Here is a 2,964-nt window from a genome sequence, read left to right as displayed (position 1 = left end):
CGTTCGGCAACCCCATGCCCCTGACCAACGCGGCCCGGTGGGACGTCGCCTGGCTCATCCTGCGCGACGCCACCGACGCCATCAACCGGCATGCCGCCACCATAGCCGCGCCGGAGCGAACCCGTCCGACCGGCCGCACGTCGACACCGTCCGACACTCGGGAGCCGGCCGGCCCCCGCACTCCGACGAACCCCGCGGAGCCGCCCGAGAGGACGGAAACGGTCTCGTGGCCGCCCCTCAAGGGCCGTCCCGAGGACCGGCCGAAGGCAACGACGACGGACGGAGGACCCACGGACGCGAAGGCCGCGCTCGGCGCGCGCATCAACGCCCGCGCCGAACAGCTCATGCACCCCTCCGAACCCGCGGCCGACGCGCCCGAACGCGCCCGCGCAGCCAACCGATAGACCACGGAAAACAACAACGACAAGGAAAGGAACACCATCATGGCAGACACCAGCATCGAGGTATACGTCGAAAGCCTCGCCCGATACACCCAGGGCCAGGCGAGCGGAGGATGGATCCGCCTGCCCGTAAGCGAACCCGAACTCGACCGGTTCCTCGCCGACACGGTCGGCGTCGACCCGAACCGGGGAGAGACCACCATCACCGACCGACAGCAGTCCGGACTGCTCGCCGAACTCGACTGGACGCCCGACCGGTACGCCGACCTGCACGACCTCAACCTCCTCGCCCACACCGTCGACCAGCGCCTGGCCGACGACCCCGACCTGCTCGACAGGATCGAACCCATGGCCCGGATCAACCTCATCGACGACCCCATCGAACTCGCCAACCTCGCCGCCCAGTCCGACGACATCGAATGGGACCCGTACGAGCTTCCGGAGCATGTGACCGAAGCCAACACGCCCAGCCTCGACGAACGCTACGGCTGGCATGTGATCGCCACCGAGATGCCGCAGCTGCTCGGCCTCGGCGCCGGCGGCGTCGGCGGCATCGACGGCTACATCGACGTGGAACGGCTCGGCCGCGACCGCGCCATGAACGACGGCGTCGAGCTCGGCGACCACGGATTCATGCCCGACCAGGAGGTCCCGCCCCTGACCGCGTTCGACCGCGAGGAGCTGCGCGACACGTTCATGCCCGACGACGGGCGAGACCCCGACCGGAGCACGCCGGACGCGCCGGGGGACCCCGCCGCCGGATACCCGGACCCGTGGGACGAGCGGGCCACGAGCCTGCTCGACGAGTGGGGCGAGCACTCCCACGACAACGTCATGCTCCACGACGGGCCCGAGGGCATCGCCGACAGGATCCTCGCGTTCAACGGCATCGACCACGACGACGGCGCGATGCGCCGCGTGCTCGCCGACATGGTGCGCCCCGCGTTCGACCGGCTCGACGGCGACATGCCCTCCGGCGCCGCCGAGTTCCACCGGCTCGTCGAACAGGGGCGCGCCGACGACCTCAACCCCGACCTCGCGCCCGCACCGGACACGCCCGACGGGCCGCGGCCGGCCGAACCGGCCTCGCAGCCGGGAGACGGGCGCCGCCCGGCACCGCTGCTCCGCGCCGACGGCGGACTCGTCCCCGCCGAACCCGCCCGCTCCACGCTCGACCAGGCCGACCAGATCGCCTCGTTCGTGCTGGGCACGAAACCCCAAAGCCCCTACCGCCTCGAACAGTACGACCGGCTCGTCGACTCCCTCGCCGACGACTGGGTCAAGGGATCGCACCTCACCATCGACGCCATGGAGCGCGAGAGCCTCGACCGCACCACCGCATTGCTCGAAAACAGCACCGGCATCACCGACCCGGACGTGATCCGCCTCGCCGTGGACAGGATCGTCGAGACCGACATGCGAGAACGGTTCACCGCCCGCGTCGCCGAACGCGGCCTGGCCGCCCCGTCCGCCGAAGCCACGCTGCGCGCCGCGCAATGGAGGGACGAGCTCGAAGCGAACGGCTACGACCGTCACGGCCGCGAGACCACGCCGCATCCCGCGCCCAGGCCGTTCGACCTGGAGAACCACCTCCTCGACGGCGAGACCATCGCCGACATCACCATCCAGGGGACCGCGACCAACACGGGCGCCCCCGAATACCAGATCATCGTGCCCGCCGACGCGGACCCCGACCGCATCGACCTGGCGCAGGCGTTGGAGGAGACCCTCGACCGGATCATCGACGCCAAGACCGGGGACGCCGACCTCGACGACGCGATCCAGGAGACCATGGGCGCCGTAGCCGACACCGACCTCGACGCGCCCGACGAGGCCATCGGCATCGACCAGGGATACTCGCTGCCCGCGCCCGTCGCCACCATCAGCGTCCGGCCCGCCCGCGACCCGCGCACCGCGAACCGGGGCCGCGCCGAAACCACGCGCACACGCGAGAACGGCACCCACGCCGGCACGGCGGAACGAGCCCTCACGAGACTCGCCCGCGGCGCCGGCCTCGCCGCCGAACAGAAGCGGGACCGGATCATCGACGCGAAGACCCGGCTCGCCCGGCTCATCGAAAAGGGAGCCAAGGACAGGCTCGACGCCCGGACGGACCGGACCGAACCCAACCGGGACAAGCCCACCCGAAACGCACGATAGGAGGGACGCCGTGAGGACCACCGGATCATACTGGCTGCTCGGCCGGCTCGCCCGCGACCCCGTCGACCGCACCGTCGGCCGAGGCCAGACCATCACCGTCGTCAGCCTCGACGTCGCCATGCCCGACGGCACGAGCCTCGCGGTCGAGGTCCACGCGCGAGGCCGCCACCGCGACTGGCTCGCCCGCCGCCGGCCCGTCCGCGGCGACATGATCGTCGTGCGCGGCGAAGGCGCCAGCCGCGCCGACGGCAGCCTCGTCCTGCGCGCCGACCTCATCGCCCTCGACCCGTCCGTCAGCCCCGCCACCACCACGCCGGGCGCCGTCAGCCGGACGGAGACCACGCCGTGACCGACCCGCTGGCCACGGCCATGACCGGGCTCGCCCGGCCCGGCATCACCCGGA

General features: G+C 72.0%; 3 protein-coding genes. All 3 read left to right on the top strand.

All coding sequences use genetic code 11. The features are described from left to right. A partial coding sequence (locus tag Uis1B_RS11570; RefSeq protein ID WP_207763428.1) for a hypothetical protein occupies positions 1-404 on the top strand: 404 nt, incomplete at its 5' end. A gap of 39 nt (positions 405-443) precedes the next feature. Next, positions 444-2,561: an antirestriction protein ArdA gene (locus Uis1B_RS11565; protein ID WP_101618385.1), complete on the top strand. Its 2,118-nt coding sequence runs from the start codon at positions 444-446 to the stop codon at positions 2,559-2,561. Positions 2,562-2,571: 10 nt separating this feature from the next. Next, entirely contained in the window at positions 2,572-2,910 is a 339-nt protein-coding gene (locus Uis1B_RS11560; RefSeq protein WP_101618384.1) for a hypothetical protein, read from the top strand. Positions 2,911-2,964: the final 54 nt, after the last annotated feature.

The sequence above is a fragment of the Bifidobacterium margollesii genome (genome assembly GCF_002860355.1).
GTDB lineage: Bacteria > Actinomycetota > Actinomycetes > Actinomycetales > Bifidobacteriaceae > Galliscardovia > Galliscardovia margollesii.
Note: the sequence above shows the minus strand (reverse complement) of the source record. Positions and strands in the feature narration are given on the sequence as shown.